This window comes from Corynebacterium sp. KPL1818, from assembly GCF_000478135.1.
Taxonomy (GTDB): Bacteria; Actinomycetota; Actinomycetes; order Mycobacteriales; family Mycobacteriaceae; genus Corynebacterium; species Corynebacterium accolens.
On the sequence record NZ_KI515758.1, the window covers coordinates 747,991 to 766,876 of the forward strand.

Annotated in this window: 22 protein-coding genes; 17 read left to right on the forward strand and 5 right to left on the reverse strand. The window is 62.8% G+C overall.

Features of this window, described 5'->3' with window-relative positions:
• Positions 1-3: 3 nt before the first annotated feature.
• Positions 4-2,475: a transglycosylase domain-containing protein gene (locus tag HMPREF1261_RS03455; protein ID WP_023016584.1), complete on the reverse strand. Its 2,472-nt coding sequence runs from the start codon at positions 2,473-2,475 to the stop codon at positions 4-6.
• A 145-nt stretch (positions 2,476-2,620) separates the two neighbouring features.
• Between HMPREF1261_RS03455 and HMPREF1261_RS03460 the strand changes: the two genes are divergently transcribed.
• The 4 genes from HMPREF1261_RS03460 to HMPREF1261_RS03470 all read left to right on the forward strand — a co-directional run bounded on the left by HMPREF1261_RS03460 (position 2,621) and on the right by HMPREF1261_RS03470 (position 4,498).
• Positions 2,621-2,944: a WhiB family transcriptional regulator gene (locus HMPREF1261_RS03460; RefSeq protein ID WP_005276491.1), complete on the forward strand. Its 324-nt coding sequence runs from the start codon at positions 2,621-2,623 to the stop codon at positions 2,942-2,944.
• 90 nt (positions 2,945-3,034) lie between these two features.
• Entirely contained in the window at positions 3,035-3,193 is a 159-nt protein-coding gene (locus HMPREF1261_RS12715; RefSeq protein ID WP_126318073.1) for a DUF4177 domain-containing protein, read from the forward strand.
• Positions 3,194-3,652, forward strand: coding sequence for a RidA family protein (locus tag HMPREF1261_RS03465; RefSeq protein WP_005280879.1), 459 nt, complete (start codon positions 3,194-3,196; stop codon positions 3,650-3,652).
• A gap of 18 nt (positions 3,653-3,670) precedes the next feature.
• A complete protein-coding gene (locus HMPREF1261_RS03470; protein ID WP_005280882.1) occupies positions 3,671-4,498 on the forward strand; it encodes an MBL fold metallo-hydrolase in 828 nt (275 codons plus the stop codon).
• Positions 4,499-4,584: 86 nt separating this feature from the next.
• Here the strand turns inward: HMPREF1261_RS03470 and glxR are convergent, their stop codons facing one another.
• Positions 4,585-5,268, reverse strand: coding sequence for a CRP-like cAMP-activated global transcriptional regulator GlxR (gene glxR / locus HMPREF1261_RS03475; protein ID WP_005276495.1), 684 nt, complete (start codon positions 5,266-5,268; stop codon positions 4,585-4,587).
• A gap of 343 nt (positions 5,269-5,611) precedes the next feature.
• On the opposite strand from glxR, the gene nth reads away from it, so the two are divergent.
• From nth to HMPREF1261_RS03495, 4 genes are all read left to right on the forward strand, one after another.
• Positions 5,612-6,265, forward strand: a complete 654-nt coding sequence (nth, locus tag HMPREF1261_RS03480; protein ID WP_034657885.1) for an endonuclease III — start codon at positions 5,612-5,614, stop codon at positions 6,263-6,265.
• Positions 6,266-6,269: 4 nt separating this feature from the next.
• Positions 6,270-6,866 (forward strand): TlpA disulfide reductase family protein, encoded by a 597-nt coding sequence (locus HMPREF1261_RS03485; RefSeq protein WP_023029996.1) that lies wholly within the window; start codon positions 6,270-6,272, stop codon positions 6,864-6,866.
• Positions 6,863-7,564 carry a CoA pyrophosphatase gene (locus HMPREF1261_RS03490; RefSeq protein WP_023029997.1) on the forward strand — a complete coding sequence of 234 codons (702 nt, stop codon included), beginning with the start codon at positions 6,863-6,865 and terminating at the stop codon, positions 7,562-7,564. The genes HMPREF1261_RS03485 and HMPREF1261_RS03490 overlap by 4 nt, the downstream gene beginning before the upstream one ends.
• A 62-nt stretch (positions 7,565-7,626) precedes the next feature.
• On the forward strand, positions 7,627-8,823 hold the full coding sequence (locus HMPREF1261_RS03495; protein WP_023029998.1) for a MarP family serine protease: 1,197 nt from the start codon (positions 7,627-7,629) through the stop codon (positions 8,821-8,823).
• Between the two features lie 33 nt (positions 8,824-8,856).
• Here the strand turns inward: HMPREF1261_RS03495 and HMPREF1261_RS03500 are convergent, their stop codons facing one another.
• A complete protein-coding gene (locus HMPREF1261_RS03500; protein WP_005276501.1) occupies positions 8,857-9,765 on the reverse strand; it encodes an alpha/beta fold hydrolase in 909 nt (302 codons plus the stop codon).
• A gap of 78 nt (positions 9,766-9,843) precedes the next feature.
• Entirely contained in the window at positions 9,844-10,347 is a 504-nt protein-coding gene (locus HMPREF1261_RS03505) for a phage holin family protein (RefSeq protein WP_005276502.1), read from the reverse strand.
• Between the two features lie 126 nt (positions 10,348-10,473).
• Here HMPREF1261_RS03505 and HMPREF1261_RS03510 point away from each other — a divergent pair, with 126 nt between their 5' ends.
• The 8 genes from HMPREF1261_RS03510 to HMPREF1261_RS03545 all read left to right on the forward strand — a co-directional run bounded on the left by HMPREF1261_RS03510 (position 10,474) and on the right by HMPREF1261_RS03545 (position 16,128).
• Positions 10,474-11,190 carry a hypothetical protein gene (locus HMPREF1261_RS03510; protein WP_023029999.1) on the forward strand — a complete coding sequence of 239 codons (717 nt, stop codon included), beginning with the start codon at positions 10,474-10,476 and terminating at the stop codon, positions 11,188-11,190.
• 350 nt (positions 11,191-11,540) lie between these two features.
• A complete protein-coding gene (ssd, locus tag HMPREF1261_RS03515) occupies positions 11,541-12,611 on the forward strand; it encodes a septum site-determining protein Ssd (protein ID WP_023030000.1) in 1,071 nt (356 codons plus the stop codon).
• Positions 12,608-13,810 carry a TadA family conjugal transfer-associated ATPase gene (locus HMPREF1261_RS03520; RefSeq protein WP_023030001.1) on the forward strand — a complete coding sequence of 401 codons (1,203 nt, stop codon included), beginning with the start codon at positions 12,608-12,610 and terminating at the stop codon, positions 13,808-13,810. Before ssd ends, HMPREF1261_RS03520 begins: the two co-directional genes overlap by 4 nt.
• Positions 13,803-14,582, forward strand: coding sequence for a type II secretion system F family protein (locus HMPREF1261_RS03525; RefSeq protein ID WP_023030002.1), 780 nt, complete (start codon positions 13,803-13,805; stop codon positions 14,580-14,582). The genes HMPREF1261_RS03520 and HMPREF1261_RS03525 overlap by 8 nt, the downstream gene beginning before the upstream one ends.
• Positions 14,579-15,202, forward strand: a complete 624-nt coding sequence (locus HMPREF1261_RS03530) for a type II secretion system F family protein (protein ID WP_005280908.1) — start codon at positions 14,579-14,581, stop codon at positions 15,200-15,202. The genes HMPREF1261_RS03525 and HMPREF1261_RS03530 overlap by 4 nt, the downstream gene beginning before the upstream one ends.
• 58 nt (positions 15,203-15,260) lie before the next feature.
• Positions 15,261-15,464 carry a DUF4244 domain-containing protein gene (locus tag HMPREF1261_RS03535; protein WP_005276515.1) on the forward strand — a complete coding sequence of 68 codons (204 nt, stop codon included), beginning with the start codon at positions 15,261-15,263 and terminating at the stop codon, positions 15,462-15,464.
• A 33-nt stretch (positions 15,465-15,497) separates the two neighbouring features.
• A complete protein-coding gene (locus tag HMPREF1261_RS03540) occupies positions 15,498-15,812 on the forward strand; it encodes a hypothetical protein (RefSeq protein ID WP_023016597.1) in 315 nt (104 codons plus the stop codon).
• Positions 15,805-16,128, forward strand: a complete 324-nt coding sequence (locus HMPREF1261_RS03545; protein WP_023030003.1) for an Rv3654c family TadE-like protein — start codon at positions 15,805-15,807, stop codon at positions 16,126-16,128. The genes HMPREF1261_RS03540 and HMPREF1261_RS03545 overlap by 8 nt, the downstream gene beginning before the upstream one ends.
• Here the strand turns inward: HMPREF1261_RS03545 and HMPREF1261_RS03550 are convergent.
• Complete coding sequence (locus tag HMPREF1261_RS03550; RefSeq protein ID WP_023030004.1) at positions 16,125-18,497, reverse strand: DEAD/DEAH box helicase; 2,373 nt, start codon at positions 18,495-18,497, stop codon at positions 16,125-16,127. The genes HMPREF1261_RS03545 and HMPREF1261_RS03550 overlap by 4 nt on opposite strands.
• A 180-nt stretch (positions 18,498-18,677) precedes the next feature.
• Between HMPREF1261_RS03550 and HMPREF1261_RS03555 the strand changes: the two genes are divergently transcribed.
• Positions 18,678-18,881, forward strand: a complete 204-nt coding sequence (locus HMPREF1261_RS03555; protein WP_005276524.1) for a cold-shock protein — start codon at positions 18,678-18,680, stop codon at positions 18,879-18,881.
• The last annotated feature ends 5 nt before the right edge of the window (positions 18,882-18,886 follow it).

An 18,886-nucleotide genomic window follows, 5' to 3' on the forward strand; every position in this document is an offset into this window, starting at 1 on the left:
GCTTTAGCGGCCGAGGAGGTTGCGGATATCGTTGCGGAAGTTATCGATATCTTCTTGGCGGATTCCAAAGTCCTCAGGACTGAGGTTGAAATCGCCGGCACCATGTCCTCCCTCGTTGCTTACACCGGTAGTGTTCGCGCTGCCGGTGTTATTTTGTGCGCCGGTGGCATTCGCACTGCCGACGCCGCTGGAGGGGGATTGGGTGGCAGGGGAGCCATCGGAAAGCTGCAGCGTAATCTCCGCGCCTTCCTTCTTGCCGTCCTTGCCGGTAATCGCGCGCACCACGCGGCCGTAGGGGACGTCCCCGCCGACGACGCGCGAGGTCTTTACCACGTAGCCCCGGGCCTCAAGGGCGCTGCGGGCTTGGGACTCGCTTTGCCCGCGCACGCTATCGAGCAGCTTATCCCCGGTGGTGCCGTCATCGTATTTCTTATTGTAGTTGGGCAGCCCGCTCTGGGTAGCCCGCGGCAGCTGCGAAGCCATGGTGAAAAATGTCTGCGCGGGCTCCAAGCCACCAAAGAGGTTGCCGGCGCCGGTGCACTGGCGCACGGGCGAGGTACACAGCGGCTGGGTATCGGTGCCGTCATTATAAATATAAGGAGCGGCGGCGAGCCCGTCGTTGAATCCCAAAAATGCAGAGGATTGGTTGGACTCGGTGGTACCGGTCTTGGCGGCGATGGGGGAGCTAAACCCGGCGGCCTGGGCGGCGTCCTTGGCGGTGCCCTGCGTGGCATCTTCAGACAGCGCATTGGACAGGGCGTGGGCCACGTCTTGGTCTACTGCCTGCTCGCACGGGGTTTCCTTGAGGTAGACCTCGTTGCCGTTTTTATCCAGGACCTTGTCAATGGGGTTGGGCTCGCACCACCGGCCATTGGAGGCAATGGTGGCACCCACATTGGATAGCTCCAGCGGATTGACCGGGGTGGGGCCCAGGGTAAAGGAACCGGAATTGGCGTCCTTCGTGCGCTGGGCAATGGAGGTGTCCTTATCAAAGGTGCCCTTGTCGCCGTAGGAGCGCAGGCCAAGGCGCACCGCCATATCCACGATGGGCGCCACGCCAACCTGCTCGGTGAGCTTGATAAACGGCGTATTGGGCGAGTGCGCCAGCGCCTCTTGCAGCGACATTGTGGCCTTATAATTGCCCGCGTTCTCCACGCAGTAGCGGTTGGCGGGGCAGTTATCGGCGCCGCCGTGGCCAAGGCCTTCGGCCTCGTAGCGGGTGGGCACATCAACCGTATTCTTAATGCCGTAGCCAGCCTCGATGGCAGCCGCGGCGGTAAAGGTCTTAAAGACAGAACCGGCACCATTGCCCACCAAGGAGTTGGGCTGGGGCAGGAGGGTCTCATTATTGTCCTGGTCCAGCCCGTACGCGCGGGAGGAGACCATGGCCAAGACCTTGCGGTCCGACGTGCCCGGCTCGATAACGTCCATGACCTCGGCCACGCCTTGGGCATCCGGGTTGGTATGCGATTGCACCGCGGATAGCGCCGTATCCTGCACCTGCGGGTCCAGCGTGGTCTTTACGGTATATCCACCGTGGGCGAGCTGGTCTTGGTCAATGCCCTTTTCCTCGAGGTACTGCAGCACAAAGTCGCAGAAAAAGCCGCGATCACCTGCGCCGATGCAGCCATTGTCTAGGGTATTGGGCTGCTTGCCGACGCCCAATTCCTCCCCCTTATACTCATCCGCATCCGCCTGCTCCAGATAGCCGTTATCCACCATGGATTGGAGCACGACGTTGCGGCGGTCAAGCACCTCTTCCTCATTGGTAAAAGGATTGAGGCGCTCCGAGGACTGCACCATGCCCGCGAGCATCGCCGCCTGCGGCACTGTGAGGTCTGCGGCGTGGCTATCAAAGTAGGTCCGCGCGGCGGCCTCCACGCCGTAGGCATGGTTACCAAAGGAGACCAGGTTGAGGTAATTGGTGAGGATTTCCTTCTTATCCAATTCCTCATTCATCTGCGTTGCCATGCGCATTTCGCGTAGCTTGCGGGTTGCGGACTGCTCGGTCGCCGCGGCCCGTTCTTCATCGGTTTGCGCGGAGACGAGCAGGAGGTAGTTCTTGACGTACTGCTGGTCAATGGTGGAAGCACCCTGGGAGACCCCGCCGGAGGTGAGGTTGGTCCACAAGGCTCGGAAATTGCCTTGGAGATCGACGCCGCCGTGCTCGTAGAAGCGCTCATCCTCAATGGAGACGATGGCGTTTTTCATCGCGTCCGAAATCTCATCGCCACTTACGGGGTGGCGGCGTTGGCTATAGACATAGGCCATATCTTTGCCCGAGGCGTCTTGCACCGTGGTGACGCCGGGGATATTGCCCGCTGTTAGATCTTGCAGGTCCGATTGCATGGTCTGGTTGGTGCGGGCGATCGCCACGCCGGAAATGCCCGCAAAGGGGGCGAGCGCGAGCGCGATGAGCGCGGCTACCAAGACCGTGGACAGGGCTATCTTGGACAAAGATTTGAAGACAGTCACCCCCAATACCCTACGTGGTCTGCCTGGCAATGGGGAAGGTGACCTGCACCCCCTAAAGTGTGACCTCGTAGACAATCTTGCGTTCTAGTGAATAGACTCAGGCCTCGGTACATAGTATTCCGTCTGGGAAGGAGAACACTCACCCATGACCGTTCGAGTGAAGACTGCGGGAATGTCCAATACAGCACGAAATCCCGAGCGTGGTGAGTGGGTCACTCAAGCAAAGTGCCGCAATGAGGACCCAGACGCATTATTCGTGCGCGGCGCTGAACAGCGCAAAGCCGCCGTTATTTGCCGCCACTGCCCGGTATTAACGGAATGCCGGGCGGATGCCCTTGATAACCGCGTGGAATTTGGCGTGTGGGGCGGGTTGACCGAGCGCCAGCGCCGCGCGCTGCTGCGCAAGAACCCCCACATCACTGACTGGGCCAATTACCTGGCTAAGGGCGGCGAACTCGTCGGTATTTAAGGCGGTCAGAGGGGTATTTGCCCGCCCGCCAGCGGTGACGCTCCGGAATAGGGGCGGCATAAGTCGTATTAAATCGCTAGAATGAAACCCATGACTAAATGGGAATACGCAACCGCACCAGTACTGACCCACGCCACCAAGCAGATCCTTGACTCTTGGGGCGAAGATGGATGGGAATTGGTCTCCATCACCCCTGGCCCGAACCCAGAGAACGTGGTGGCCTACTTCAAGCGCGAGGTGGCAGAGTAAATGAGCTTTTCCGCTCGCTTGAAAGAGCTAGGGGTGGAACTGCCGGGCGTCGCTAAGCCGCTGGCTTCTTATGTGCCAGCGCTGCGCGTGGGCAATCAGGTATGGACTTCTGGCCAGCTTCCGCTGGTGGATGGCTCCTTGCCGGTGACCGGCAAGGTGGGCGCTGAGGTCACCACGGAACAGGCCCAAGAACAGGCCCGCACCGCCGTGCTCAATGCCTTGGCCGCTGTCGATGCAGAGATCGGGCTGGACAATATCTCCCGCGTGATCAAGATCGTCGGCTTCGTAGCCTCGGATCCTGGCTACGAAGATCAGCCCGCGGTGGTCAACGGGGCATCGGATTTCATCGGGGAGGTATTCGGCGAAGCTGGCACGCACGCTCGTTCTGCAGTCGGCGTTGCGGCCTTGCCAAAGAATGCCCCGGTGGAGATCGAATTGATCGTAGAGATCGCTGAGTGATCGGATAGGCTGGTAGGCATGGAGCACCCCGCATATAGTCAATTGCGTCCCGTAAGCCAATCCGTTGGCGTAGTTCTTTGTGATAATCCCAGCTATACCGCCCTCGAGGGCACGAATACCTGGATTATTAGTGCCGCTGAAGACTCCCGGTCGATCGTCGTAGATCCGGGGCCGGAGGATGAAGGCCACCTCAACGTTGTGCATCGTCATGCTGGTGAGGTGGCTTTAATTCTGCTTACCCACCGCCACGATGATCACGCTTCGGGCGCGCAGCGGCTCCGGCAGATGACTGGCGCGCCCATCCGCGCCTTCGATCCCAGCTATTGCAATGGCGCGGAGGCGTTGCAGAAGGGTGAAATCCTGACTTTGGAAGGCATCACCCCGCAGCTGGAGGTCCTGCACACGCCGGGCCACACCGCGGACTCCACGTCCTTCTTCGTGTGGAGCGGGGAGGTAGAAAATTCCCGGCTAGAAGGCATTATCACCGGCGATACCATCGCGGGGCGCCACACCGTTTTGCTTTCTGAAACCGACGGCGATTTGGCCGATTACCTGCACGCCTTGGACGTGCTGGAATCTCGCGGCAAGGATGTTCCGCTCTTCCCGGGCCACGGTCCGGATTTGGAGGATACCTCGCAGGTGGCGCGCAAGTACATTGACCGCCGCCACTACCGCCTGGATCAGATCCGGGAAATCCGCTCCCGGCTGGGCGATGACGTGGATCTGACCACCCTGGTCAATGAAATGTATGACGATGTGGATCCGGTGCTGCGCCATGCCGCAGAGCAGTCCACGCGCACCGCGTTGAAGTACCTCGACGGCACCGGTACCGGTACGGACAACTAAAACGCTGCGCGGCAGCTTGCCGGCTTAAAACGCTTATTCCCTCCACCTTCGGTGCTATGCACGGAGGATGGAGGGAATTTTTTGGTTTAGCGCGCGCGGCGGGCGAGGTGCTCGGTATCGACGATGAGCACGGACTTGCCCTCGAGGCGAATCCAGCCGCGGTGGGCGAAGGTAGCCAGGGCCTTGTTGACGGTCTCGCGGGAAGCGCCGACCAGCTGGGCAATCTCTTCCTGGGTGAGATCGTGGTTGACGCGCAGCGCGCTGCCTTCCTGGACGCCGAAGCGGTTAGCCAGTTGCAGCAGGGTCTTGGCAACGCGGCCGGGCACATCGGTGAAGATGAGGTCCGCAAGGTTGGCGTTGGTGCGGCGCAGGCGGCGGGCCAGCACGCGCAGCAGCTGCTGGGCGATGGCGGGGTGATCACTTACCCACTTATCCAGCAGCTCGGAGTTCATGGTGGCGGCCTGGACCTCGGTCACACAGACGGCGGACGAGGTGCGCGGGCCCGGATCGAAGATGGAGAGCTCACCGAACATATCGGAAGGGCCCATCACAGTCAGGAGGTTTTCGCGGCCATCCGGGGCGTGGCGGGCGAGCTTAATCTTGCCGGAGGTGATGATATACAAACGGTCGCCGGGCTCGCCTTCATCGAAGATGGTGGTACCGCGCGGGAAGCGCACTGTCTCCATCTGCTCGAGAAGATTCTGCACTGCTACGGGATCAACGCCTTGGAAGATTCCGGCGCGGGAGAGGGTGTCCTGTACGCCTTCCACGTTTTACTCCTTGGATGTCGACTGCGATAAGTCACTAAAGTGCTTGGGCCACATCCTTTTGCGGGCTCCAGGGAGGCACGCTAATGCGGAACAAGCGGGGTCAATTTTTTAGCGTACCCCATTTTACAGTGCAGTTCGTCACTTTTGGGTACTGCCCCTTGTTTCGTTCACATAACAGAAATGGGATCACTTACGCCCCTAGCGTTACAGCCTGCGCGTTTTCTATTAATCCGCGAAGACAATCGCTTCCAATTTTTCCATGAGGAGGGCAAAAAGGGCGATGCCAAGCGGAACGAAAATAACAAGTGAAATCATGTATTCCTATCCTACTAAGCTTGGCGGCATGAGTTCATCACTGCCGGCCACCGCGGCCCCGAGCAAGAGAGCGCCCGTCATTAATGAACGATTGGCGCATGAACACCCCGATGCGCGGTGCGAGCTCGATTTTGATTCGCCCCTCCAGCTTTTGGTGGCCACGGTGCTTTCCGCACAGTGCACGGACGCGCGCGTGAACTCGGTAACCCCTGAGCTGTTTCGCACCTATCCCACCGCGGCCGATTATGCGGCGGCTAGGAGGGAAGATTTGGAGGCGATCCTGCGGCCGTTGGGGTTTCAGCGGGCGAAGGCGGGGCACCTCCTGGGCATCGGCGAGCGCCTCGTCTCTGAATTCGACGGCGAGGTTCCACAGACCGTAAAGGAATTGACCTCCCTGCCTGGGGTGGGCCGCAAGACGGCGCTGGTGGTGCTGGGCGATGCCTTCGGGGTACCCGGCCTTACCGTGGATACGCACTTTAGTCGCCTGATGCAGCGCCTGGAGCTGACGGGGGAGAAGACGCCGGTGAAGATAGAAAGGGACATCGCCAAGCTCATTGCAGAGGCCGAGTGGACGATGTTTTCCCACCGCGTCATTTTTCATGGCCGGCGCGTCTGCCATGCCCGGAACCCGGAGTGTGGGAATTGCGTGGTGCGGGATCTGTGCCCGGCTGCATTAAGCTAGCGGTATGAAAAAATACGTCTTCGGCACCGTCATTGCGGCCATTGTCATCGCTGTCCTCGTGGTAGTGGGGATCATGCAGCTGCGCGGGGATGACACCGGCGCGGGCGATTCGGCGCAGGCCCCTAGCGCGGGATCGGAATCGGGCGCAGCGGGCGGCCAGGACGTAGCCGAGCGCCCAGATTGCCCCGCGGGGCCCATCGCCGGGGTGGATCTGGAATGCCTGGGCGGCGATGAGGCAGGTCAAGGGGAGAAGGCGGATGAGGGCATTACCATCGCCAATGTGTGGGCGTGGTGGTGCGAGCCATGCCGCGCGGAATTGCCCCACTTGGACGAGGTGGCAGAGTCCCACCCGGACTGGAAGGTCATTGGAGTGCACGCGGATAAAAACGCCGCCAACGGGGCCGCGTTCCTCAATGACGTGGGGGTAGACCTGCCGAGCTTCCAGGATCCGGATAATAGCTTCGCGGGCACGCTGGGCCTGCCGGGCGTGGTTCCTGTGACCGTGATCCTCCGCGATGGCGAAGTGATCAAACAGGCGGCCCAGCCGTTTACCTCTGCGGACGAGATTGAAAAGACGGTCAAGGAGGCGCTTGCCGGATGAGTAAAGTGTGGCCCGAATACACGCCCGAGTGGATAAAACCCGCGCTGGGTGTCGATACGAGTCAGGTGCAAGAGCTCATTGGTAAGCAGCAGGCCTCGCAGCTCAATGGCTCGGAGGAAGAAGTACCGATCAAGCGGGAAGCCGCTGTACTGATGCTGCTGAGCGGGAACAGCGTGGAGGATGGCGAAATTTTGCTCACACACCGCTCGCCGTCCATGCGCTCGCACTCCGGCCAGATTGCCTTCCCGGGCGGCCGGCGGGATCCGGGTGATACGTCGCTGGTTGATACCGCGCTACGGGAGGCATGGGAGGAAACCGACCTGCAGCGCCATACGGTCATGCCCTTAGAGCAGTGGGAGCAGCTGCACATTCGCGCCACGGGCAATCCGGTCAGCCCGATTTTGGCCCATTGGAAGCAGCCGGGCGAGGTCTATCCCGCAAGCCCGGCGGAGACCGATGATGTGTTTTTCGTCCCGATTAGGGAGCTCATTGACCCCCGCAACCGCCTGCTGGTGGGATTTAAGCAGTGGCAAGGCCCGGCGTTTTATGCCAATGACTACGTAATTTGGGGGTTTACTGCCGGGGTGCTGGCAGCATTATTGGATCATTCTGGGTGGAGCGTACCGTGGGATAACAATTCGGTCATAGACCTGCGTGACACTCTCAAAAAGTCCCGCAATAATGAGAAGATGTCCTAATTGCCCGCGCGCTTGAGGCGCCGGGAGACGCACGAGATTTCGATAGAGAAAGAACCAAAGCCATGACTGCTGCGCTCATTGTTGACGGCCTGATTGTGCTTGCCGTGTTAGCAGCATTGCTCAGTGGTTGGCGCAATGGTGCGCTCGCCGCGGTGCTCTCCGCCATCGGCGTGGGCGCGGGCCTCGTGGTGGGCATCGCCGTAGCCCCCAGCGTATTGCGCACAGTAGACGAGCCTTCGCTGCGCCTGCTCCTGCTCGTGGGCATCCTGGTTTTGCTGGTGGGCATCGGGCAGATCATCGGTTCTTCCTTGGGCACCAGCGTGCGCGATCGCATGAAGGCGCGCAGCACCCAACGAATAGATTCGCTCTTCGGCGCGGTCTTTCAGTCCTTCATCGCGCTCATTGTCATCTGGATGATTTCCATCCCCGTGGCCACCAATCTGGGCGGTTCCGCGGGGCAGGGTCTGCGCGATTCCCGCATCCTGAGCAACCTCAACGCGGCCGCCCCGCCGCGCCTGGCTTCCCTTCCCAATGGCGTGGCGGCGTTGCTCAATGAATCGGGCCTTCCGCCCCTGGTTTCGCCGTGGGAGAAGTCCATCAGCGGCGAGGACGTTGAGGACCCGGCCCCAGACGTGCAGGACCCGGAGCTGGTGCGCAGCATTCGCCCATCCATCATTCACGTGCTTGGCGATGCCGAAGAGTGCTCCCGCCGCCTCTTGGGTTCCGGTTTTGTGGTGGCCGATGACTATGTGGTGACCAATGCCCACGTGGTGGCCGGCACCCAAACGGTGAGGTTGGATACGAAGCTAGGCCTGAAGGACGCCACGGTGGTCTACTACAACCCAGAGGTCGATATCGCCGTCTTGCACGCGCCGGACCTGGGCATCCAACCCCTGCCGTGGGCGCAGCAGCCGGCCCAGACCGGCGACGATGCCATGGTCATGGGCTTTCCACACTCCGGGCCCTTTAACGCGGAAATGGCCCGGGTGCGCGATCGCATCACCATCGCCGGGCCAGATATCTACTCCCAAGGCCGGGTAGAGCGCGATTCCTATACGGTGCGCGGCAATATCCAACAGGGCAATTCCGGCGGCCCCCTGGTCAATACCGCGGGCGAGGTCTTGGGCGTTATCTTCGGCGCCTCAGTAGACGATTCTGAGACCGGATACGCGCTGACCGCAGACGAGGTCATCGGCCACATTGGGGATGTCACCCAATTGCAGCGCCCAGTAGAAACCGGCGAGTGCGTGGCGCACTAGCTTTCGCATTAGATCCGCGTAGGGCAATCCGCCCTACGCGTCGAGCCAGCGGCGCAGCTCGTCGACGAACTCCTCAGGGGCCTCGAGGAAGGGCAGGTTCTTGGCACCTGGGATCGAGGTGGCGCTAAACCCCGCGCGGGCGCGCAGGGCCGCCCGCTGGATGACGGGGTTCCAAAGGCGCTGTTGGGCGTGGATGAAAAGGACGGGGCGCTTGACGGCTAATTCGGACCAGTTCAAGGGCACCACGGCGGTGCGCATCCGGTGATTCCACAGGATCCCGCGGCGCACCTTGCCAATCTGGGAGGCGCGCAGGCGCAGGGCAAGGATGGACTCTAGGGTGGCATCGGCAAGCGCGGGCCCCGTATCCAAACTGAGCTCCTTGCGGTAGGCCCGGGGGCTGAGCAGCAGGGTATTCGCGCGGGTGACCTTGGGCAGGTGGCAGAGGAGGGAACGCAGGATCATCCACCCAAAATCCCAGGGGCGGGCGGCGATGGCGCGGCGGATATCAACCGGGTGCGCGGCCGAGACCGAAACCAAGCCGCGCACGCGATTGGGGCGCTCGGCGGCCAGGCACCACGCTACCGCGCCACCGGTATCGGCGCCGACGATATAGGCATCCTCGTGGCCCAAGGCCTGGATGAGGCCATCCAGATCCCCGACCAAGGTGCGGATATCTTGGCCGGGATCGATGGGCGGCTTATCGGACATGCCAAAGCCGCGCATATCCACCGCGGCGACGTGGTACCCGCACTGGGCGAGGGGCCCTATGACCTCCTGGAAATCGAACCAACCGCCAAAAGCGCCGTGAATAAAAACGACGAGGGGATCGGCGCTATCGCCCGCTATGGCCACGTGCAGGCGGATGCCCCGGGTGTGGACAAACTCGTGCGCAAAGGGTCCTTCCAGCTCAACCGTGGAGGGGGGAAGTGGTGCTAAGGCCATGGAGGGCAAGGCGCCTTTCTATGTGTACAGAAAATCCGCCCCAGGAAAGGCTGAGGCGGATCTAGTAGTGCGTGCGGTTTAGGTATACAGGCCGTGAGTGTCCTTGCGGTCCAGCGACTTCTGCGCCTTGCCCGGAATCAGGTTCTTGAGTTCCTTGGTGGAATCTATGGTCTTCTGCGGCGCCTTGACCTTCTTGACGTTCTTGACACCGAGCAGGGCGAGGGCGCCGGCTGCCACGATCATCACGAGGAAGACGATCAAGTAAGCGGCCCAGCGATCTAGCCAGAGCGCGAGGAGCTCAGCGACGAAGATGAAAAAGAAGAAAGAGCTGTACAGCGCGATGGTGCCCGCTGCACCGAAGAAACCGGCGCCGATGCCGCCCTTCTTTGCGGACTGCGCCAGCTCCGTCTTGGCCAGCTCTACCTCAGAGCGCACGAGCTGGGACATCTGCTCGGTGGCATTGGAGACCAACTTGCCGATGGAGGTTTCGGAGGACGATGCATCAACATCGCTCAAAGGAATCGAATTAACCTTTGGTGCGAATTGATCGGTGCCGTCAGTAAATAATCCATCGTTGCTCACGATTAATTCTCCTCGTTTTTCATCTAAACCTTGTAACGGCCCCAATGATAATAGATACAGCGCGGTTTTACGGTGCCACGCCAAAGGTAGGGGCCTTCGGGGCTCGGGGCGTCTAGGGCTATCCTAATGTATATGCCAGAAAATGACCCGTTATCCCCGTTATTTCGCCTCCCGGGGGTGAAAGAAGGTGCGGAAAAGGCCGCGGCGGCCATCGCGCGCGCCCACCGCAGGCCGGCCGGGCTGCGCAGGTATGAGGTCATCTCCGCGGAGTCCTTGATGCGCGGGGCGCGCGCCAGCGTGGCCTTGGATGGGCATTCCATCCCCCCGCATCCTAGCCCGGGTGATGTGGAAAGCGGGCCGCTCGCCGGCGCGGTCAGCGCGTATTCCGTGGTAGCCCCTGAGATGGTAGATTCCACCGTCCGCTCCTTTGCCCGCGCGCCGCTGCAAGTGCTTGCACGCATCGACGTTGCCGCCGGCGGCAACGGGATTCCCAGCGGCGATAGCGCGCGCTTGCAGGGCTTGGCGCGCCTGATTGCGCAGGGGAGCGGCCCGGCATTCCGCGATCTCTTGCCAAGCGTCGTGCACGCCGAAATCGCAGCCGGCGAATTCTTTGGCCCGCGCAGCGGCGTGGTGGCGCGGGTTGCGGCCCGCCTGGCCGCCATACACACCGGCTTCGATCCCCGCGGGTTTGCCGTGCCAGAGGTGTATTTCCACCGCCATTCCACGGCCTACCGCGAGTGCCGCGCGAGCTACCGCGACAGCCCCGGCGAGGTGGTGCTTTTTCACCTCTCCGCATGGGAGGTAGGCGGCAAGGAAGCTGACGCTATCGCCCGCGCGGCCTAACCGTACGCTCGTACCCGGTAGGCGGTGAACATTCATTCGGTGCAGGTCAGGGCCGTGCAGGTAGATTATTTTTCTTAGCTGTTGTGATCGGGTAGTGAACGTGTCATAATAAGCGGTGCAAGGCCCCGATATACAGTGTGGCCTGCCCCGGCTCGCCCCCCGAGGCCGGGTTACTGACGGCCCGCGCGCACCCCCCGATGCGCGGGCCGTCACCTATATCTACGGTTATCCACAAGGCTTTGTTGAAAATGCAACTAACCGAGCGCTAAGTGGTAGCTTTCGCGCTTTTATCCACAGGCGGGAAGTCACGTCTCTAGTGCTGGTGGCGCGGGTGCTTCAGGCTAGGGGGCATGAATACAGCACAGTCTCGCTCCACCATCGTCGTTGCTATAGGCGAGGAAGCCTTGCGCGCCGAGGCGGTCCATGCCGCCGCCGCGACCAGTCACGAGGTCATTACGGTCACCGATCCCCGCGATATCCCGCGCAGCCTTCCCGGGGCCTACACGGTCTTGGTCGATGCGCTCATGGCGCGCGTTATCGCCTCTGCCCAAGCCACACAGACCGCGCCCGCCCCGGTGCTTTTCCTCGCCGCGGACCCAGGGCCCATCGATTATGAGGCAGCGCTTGCCTGCCATGCGGATCGCGCCTTTATTATCCCCGCGGAGATTAAGGACTTGCTGGCGGCAATCGCCCAGGCCGCGCACCCGCCAGAAGATCGCCCCGGTAGCGCCACCATCGCGGTGGTGGGCGCCAGCGGTGGGGTAGGCACCTCCACCTTTGCCGCGGCCCTGGCGCGTTCCCACTGCACGGCGGGTGAGCAGGCGCGGGCGCTGCTTATCGATGCCACTGCGCACTCCGGCGGCCTCGATCTCCTCCTCGGCGTGGAAACGGCGCCGGGTGCTCGCTGGCCGGAGCTCAATATTGGCGATGGCAGCATCGACGCCGCCGACCTGTACCGCGCCTTACCGTCTACCGCCGATGGCATAGCGGTGTTATCCGCAGCGCGCAGCACGGTGAAAGACACCTTCACGCTTGATGCCACGCTCTTGGCGGCGGCGACGTCCGCGGCGCACGCGGGCGAGGGCCTGTGCGTGGTGGATTGCACGGTCGAAAATATCCCGGCTGCCTGCACGCACGTGGTGTTGGTGGTGGCCGCGGAGGTGCGCTCGGCAGCAGCGGCCGCACAACTCATCCTGCGCCTGGATGAGGCGCGGCGCGATATCGTGGTGGTCCTGCGCCAACGGCAGTGGGCGGCTCTCAGCGCGCCAGAGGTAGAAGACATCATCCACCACCGAGTCAGCGCCCAATTGCCCACCGTGCGCGGGCTCACCCGCAGCATCGAGATCGGTGGATTACCGGCCCGGCTCCCCGCAGCGCTTGCTAAGACCGCCCGCGCGGTGCGCGAGGAGGTAGGGGCATGAGCGCGGCGATGGATAGTTCGGCCGAAACCATGGAAAAGACCATGGAGAAGATGCAGCGCGTCATTGCCGCCGAGCCGGATCTGGTGCACGACGCCCCTAGCCTGGCCCGGCGGATCCGGGAAGAAGCAGGGGTTATCAGTGACGTCGCCGTGGTGGATCTGCTCCGGCGCTTGCGCCAAGATGCCACCGGCATGGGGCCACTGGATGCCTTATTGGCCCGGCCGGGCGTGACCGATGTCGTGGTTAACGGGCCCGAAGACGTCTTTATGGACCGCGGTGAGGGGCTCGAGCGCAGCGATATCACCTTTCGCAACGATGGGGAGGTGCGCCAGCTCGCCTCCCGCCTGGCCGGGGCCTCGGGCACGCGGCTTGATGATGCCCAGCCTTTTGCCGATGGCCGCGTCACGCGCCCCGATGGCGTCGTGCTCCGCGTGCATGCACTTTTAAGCCCACCCGCAGTGGGCGGGACGTGCATTAGCCTGCGCGTATTGCGGCAGGCGCAGACCACCTTGCCGCAGTTGGTGGCCAATGGCACCGTGCCGGAAGACATCGGCCAGCTGCTTATCGCGATGATGAAAAAGCGAGTGTCCTTCCTCGTTATTGGCGGTACCGGTTCCGGCAAGACGACGCTGCTCTCGGCGCTATTGGGAACCGTATCCGAGCGCGAGCGCATCGTGGTTATCGAAGATACGGCGGAGCTATCACCCCACCACCCGCATTGCGTGAGCATCGTTTCGCGCCGGGCAAACGCGGAAGGCAGCGGCGAAATCACGATGGCGCAGTTGCTGCGGCAGGCGCTGCGCATGCGCCCGGACCGCATCGTCGTCGGCGAGATTCGTGGTCCAGAGGTAGTCGATCTGCTCGCTGCACTGAATACGGGCCACGATGGCGGGGCGGGTACCTTGCACGCCAATTCCCTCTTTGAGGTACCCGCCCGCATGGAGGCCCTCGGTGCACTCGGCGGCCTGGACCGCAGCGCCCTGCATTCGCAATTAGCGGCAGCTGTCAACGTGGTGCTCACCATGGAGCGCACGCCACACGGCCGGCGCCTGGCCCATATCGGCGTCTTAGAGGGCAATCCGGTCACCCCGCGCATTGTCTGGAGCGCGACCGAGGGACCCGCGCCCGGCTTTGCGGAATTCTCCGCCTCCCTGTTGGAGGAACAGCGCGAAGAAGCAGGAGGTCAGGCGGATGCTTAGTTTCTTATTGCTCGCCGCAGCTCTCTTGCTGTCTGCGCCCTCGAGCGCTGCCCGCATCGCTGGCAAGGGCAGCCGGATAAAGGCCAGCTCCTTGGTCATTTTGGGCGCCGTATTCTGCGGCAGCTTGGTCTTCTTCTCGGTCGGGCGGATGAGCATTGCGGTCGCGGCAGCGATCATCGCATGGTGCGTGTCGTGGTATATCAAGGACATCATGGCCGCCCGCGCGCGCCGGCGCGGCCGCGAGGCCCTGGCCGGATACTTCGGGGTCGTCACCGCTGACCTGCGCGCCGGGGCAACCCTTGCAAGCGCGCTATCGCGCGGGGCGGAGTCCCTACCCGTAACGACGCCGCGGGATATGAGCGCGGCCTTAGAATCCACCGCTACTGCGGCGGCGCGCGGCGCGCCCCCACACGTGGCGCTCTCAGGAGCCCATGCGGATGCGGAACTTACCCGGCTGGGCCACCTGCTCGAATTATCTACTCAGCACGGCATCGCGGTAGCAAGCCTCTTTGAGCAGGCCCAAAGCCGGATGGATGCGCTGCGCCGCCACCACCAATCCACCGCGGCCGGACTGCAAGGACCCCAAGCTACCGCCACGGTCTTGGCGTGTCTTCCCATAGCGGGCATCGCCATGGGCGGGGCGATGGGGGCTAATTCGCTGGGCTTCTTGCTCGGCGGGGGATTAGGCGGAATCCTGCTGGTCATCGGGGTGGGGCTTGCCTGCGGCGGCTTTGCCTGGTCCCGCGTCATCATCAGGAAGGCGGCACCATGATGGCCTTTATCTGCTTAGCGCTGGCCGTGCTCGTTGGGCTGCCGGCCGCCAAGGGGCGGCTGGGACCGGCTATGGAACAGAACGCAACGCAGCACACGGCGAAGACCCCGCGCGCCGGCCCAAGAAAGCGCGATGGCGCAACAGCGCGCGGGGGATTGATGAGCAAACTCCAGCCCTCTACCACCGTGGATCCACTCCTCGTGGCCGGGGATATCGAGCTTTTCGCAGCTTGCCTGAGTGCGGGCCTGACGGTGCACGCCGCTGCTACGGCAGTCGCGCGTACGGCAGAGGCCGATACCCAGCACCTGTGGGAGACGGTATCCGCGCTCCTAGGAGTTGGCGTGCCCACGGAATCTGCATGGGACCATATGAAGGGCCATGCGGGATTAGAGGACGTGGCGGGGCTTGTCATCTTATCGGGCCAGTCCGGCGCCACCATAGCCGCCGGATGCACGCGAATCTGTACTTCTTTGCGCGCCGAAGCATCTGCTCACGCTACGGCTAAAGCAGAGCGCGCAGGAGTATTCATTGCCCTCCCGCTGGCGGTGTGCTTCCTGCCAGCATTTATCGTTCTAGGCCTCGCGCCCGTAGTGATCAGCTTGGGCGCGCAGCTTTTCTAGATGCACCATTTTTCACTTCTACTCAACCACCACACCTTTTAAGAAAGGACTCTCCATTATGTCTGCACTATTTATTAAGTACTCCCAGCTCACCCGCGCCCTTGTCCGCAACGATGAGGGGATGAGCACCATTGAATACGCCATGGGATCGCTTGCGGCCGCGGCACTTGCCGGCGTGCTGTACATGGTTATCAACGGCGGCGGCGTGGTCGATGCCATCGAGGGAATCATCACCGATGCGCTATCGAATACCCCGAGCTAACCGCGCGCACTAGAACACAAGAAAGGAGGAATCATGCGCACGGTAGTCGATGACGATGGTTCGGTGACCATCGAAGCCGCCCTGGCATTAAGCTCCCTCGTCCTCGTGGCGGCGGGCATCATCGGTGCGATCGCGACGATGGCGTCCTATATCGCGGCGGTGGACATGGCGGGCGCGGCGGCTAGGTCGCACGCCATCGGCGTCGAGTACCAACCGGCCCGCGAGGATGCCCGGGTAAGCGTGCAGGAAAGTGCGGGGCTTATTCGGGCATCGGTAAGCGTCGATGCTCCCATCGGCACCATGAGCGCGGAAGCGGTCTTTCCCGCGGAGGTGGCCGGCAATGACTAGCAAACTGCGCGGCGAGGACGGATACGCCACCATCGCCGCCACCGGAATCATCGTCGCCATCATCAGCTTATTGCTGTTCATCGCGGCGGTGGGGTCGCGTGTGACCGCGCGCCATGAAGCGCAAGTGGCCGCGGACCTTGCCGCCGTGGCCGGCGCGTGGGCCTTAGCCACCGGCAAAGATGCATGTGCGGCGGCAGGCAGCACCGCGCGGGAAAACGACGCGAGCCTTGAGGAATGCACCGACAATGCACCCGATATCATCGCCGTTGCCGCGGTGCGTGGCCAGAGCGCCACGGCCAAGGCGGGCCCGGTCTAAACCGCGGCCTCCTGCGTCATGGTGACGAGCGCGCCGAGCAGCTTGATGGCACCGTCCTTGCTCAGCGGGTTATTGCCGTTGCCGCACTTGGGCGATTGCACGCACGATGGGCACCCGGCCTCGCAGGGGCAGGAGCGCACCGCCTCAAAGGTGGCCGCGATCCACTCGGGGAAGCGGCGGAAGCCTTCTTCGGCAAACCCGGCGCCGCCGGGGTGGCCGTCGTAGACAAAGACGGTGGGAAGCTGCGTATCCGCGTGCAATGCGGTGGATACGCCGCCGATATCCCAGCGGTCGCAGGTGGCGATAAGCGGCAACAGCCCAATGGCGGCGTGTTCGGCCGCATGGAGGGTGCCGGGGGTATCGGCGGCGGTAATGCCCATCGCAGAAAGCGCCAGCGGGTCGATGGTATAGGCCACGGCGCGGGTGGTCAGCCGCTGTTCGGGGAGATCGAGGGGGATATCGTCGCCGATGGTGCCATCGGCAAGCCGCACCTGGTAGCCGGTGACGCGGTCGGTGACCTCGACCTCCACGTCCGCCACCCACAGGCCCGGGGAATAATTGACCAGGTTATCGGCCTCGCGCACGATGCGAATATCCGTAGTAGAGCGCGGGGTGGTCGAATACTCGGGGGTCTCCGGGCGGGCGAGTGCCACATAATCGGATAGGAGGAGCTCCTCGATGACAAAACTTTCGCCCTGGTGCAGGTAGACCGCGCCGGGGTGGACCTGGCTGGTCGCGCGCGCTGCATCGATAGTGCCCAATAGCCGGCCATCTGAGGCATCCACGATCATGACCTCCTCGCCCGCCCCGCCGCGCAGCGATACTGCCGAGTGGGCGGTTTCCGGGGAAAGCTCTTCCGCGCTGGAAGCGGGAATGGGCACGGCAAACCACCCGCGCTCCCGGCGGCGCACGAGGCCTTGCTCCGCAAGCTGGTGGATGACCGCGCTGGCACCCCACTCAGCAATGGTGGCATCATCCAGCGGTTTTTCCACCGCCGCGCAGTAGATATGGCCAAAGAGGATATAGGGGTTCGTGGGGTTAAACACGCTCGCTTCCACCGGCTTGCCCAAGAGAGCATCGGGGTGGTGCACCAGGTAGGTATCCATGGGTTCATCGCGGGCGACAAGCACCACGAGCGAGCCTTGCCCGCGGCGGCCCGCGCGCCCGGCTTGCTGCCAAAAACTGGCCACCGTGCCCGGAAAACCAGCGGTGACCACGGCATCGAGCCCGCCAACGTCGATGCCCAGCTCGAGGGCGGAGGTGGTGGCGACGCCTAAAAGGGAGGCATCGTCAAGCGCCTGCTCCAACCGGCGGCGGTCTTCGGCCAGGTAGCCGGCGCGGTAGGCGGCGATGCGCTGCGCGAAATCCGGCCGGCCCAAACTGCCGGAAAGGGTCTCGGCGGCTACCATCGCCACGACCTCGGCGGAGCGGCGGGAGCGCACAAAGGTCATGGTCCGGGCACCTTCCGCGATGAAGGTTGCCATCATCTCGGCGGCCTCCGTGGTGGCCGCGCGCCGCACGGGGGCGCCGTGCTCGCCCTCTGCGCCCTCCAAGAACCCAGGCTCCCAGAGCGCGACCGTGCGCGCGCCGGTGGGGGCGGAATCCTCAGTAATCGCGTGCGCCGGGCGGCCGGTGAGGCGCTCGGCATGCCGGGCCGGGTCATTCATGGTTGCGGAGGCATAAATGATGGTGGGCCGCGATCCATAGTGCCGGCACAGGCGGAGCAAGCGGCGCAGAACCAGGGCCACATTGGCGCCGAATACGCCCCGGTAGGAGTGGCATTCATCGATGACGATGAACTCCAGGTGGCGCAGCACCCGCGCCCACCGCGCGTGCGCGGCCAGCATGGACATGTGCACCATATCGGGATTGGAAAACACCAGGCGCGAATGATCGCGCACGCCCGACCGGGATTCCAGGGGCGTATCGCCGTCATAGGGCGCGGGCACCACGTTTTTGAGCTCCGGAATCCCGCGGCACAGCTCGAGCGCGGATTGCAGCTGGTCCGATCCCAGGGCCTTGGTGGGGGTGAGGTAGAGGGCGCACGCGGTCTGATCCTCTGCCAGCCGGGTGAGGATGGGCAGCTGATAGCCCAAAGACTTTCCGGACGAGGTGCCGGTGGAAATTACCGCGTCACGGCCCTGCCACGCGCATTCGGCGAGCTCGGCCTGGTGGGCATAGAGCTTGCCGATGCCCCCATCTACCACCTTCTCCTTCAACCCCGGCAGCACCCACTCCGGCCAGTCGGCGTAGCGCGCCCGTTTTGCCGGGAGCGTGGTGTGAAACGTTAGGGTGGACTCAGAAAGGCGCCGCTGGATGAGTTCTAGGAGCTCTTCACCAATGGGGTTATCGCCAGCCGGGTGAGACAATTTTTACCCCCTTGTGAGTTAAATCTATCGCTTTGGCGTGGAACGTGTCACACTGTTGACAGGCCAATGTTGTCTTGGTGCGGTTTTATACTTCACGGTACTGCTCGAGGACCCATTTACCGAATAACTACCGGCGCGGCAATCCGCGCTACCTCTTTAAGAAAAGGAACTCAGTTCACCATGACACAAGGAACCGTTAAGTGGTTTAACTCCGAAAAGGGATACGGCTTCATCGAGCGCGAGGACGGCGGCGGAGACATCTTCGTGCATTACTCCGAAATTCAGGGCAGCGGCTTCCGCACCTTGGAAGAAAACCAGAAGGTCAGCTTCGAGGTTGGATCCGGCCCGAAGGGCGACCAGGCGCAGGCCGTTTCCATCCTCTAAACCCC